This window comes from Marinimicrobium sp. UBA4209, from assembly GCF_002381585.1.
GTDB classification, from domain to species: domain Bacteria; phylum Pseudomonadota; class Gammaproteobacteria; order Pseudomonadales; family Cellvibrionaceae; genus Marinimicrobium; species Marinimicrobium koreense.
Map to the genome: position 1 here is coordinate 7,200 of NZ_DFTP01000025.1, position 418 is coordinate 7,617.

General features: G+C 53.8%; 1 protein-coding gene. It reads right to left on the reverse strand.

What is annotated here, in order from left to right; genetic code table 11:
- Nucleotides 1-185: ComEA family DNA-binding protein (locus tag B3187_RS17450; protein WP_349678196.1), on the reverse strand; the 185-nt coding region annotated here is incomplete at its 3' end.
- Nucleotides 186-418: the final 233 nt, after the last annotated feature.

Here is a 418-nt window from a genome sequence, read left to right on the forward strand (position 1 = left end):
ACAAACTCGCCGTTGGCGTCGCGCCAGGCGACGATGGCCTCGGCTTTTTTGGGGCCGATGCCATCGAGCTGCGCTAGGGTTTCCACATCGGCGGTATTGATGTTGACGGGCGCCTCGGGTGCAGCATAAGCCGCAACGCTGAACAGCAGGGCGATGGAACACAGGAAGGATGAGATCAGTTTCATGATGAACTCCTTTTGCTTGGTTTGTTGAGTAAACAGTAAACGTCGTCCGACGACGTGGGAGCCAGATTATTCAGCGAGGAGCATGGCGCGTAGGGGAAATGTGCGCGGCGTTTTGTAGGAAATTGCCGACAAAATTCTGAGATTTGATCGGGATCACACTATGGGTGTGATTGGATTTTGGGTGTTGATGGGCTTCGTAGCTAAAGCTACGGCTGGGTGTACGGTTGTGAGAC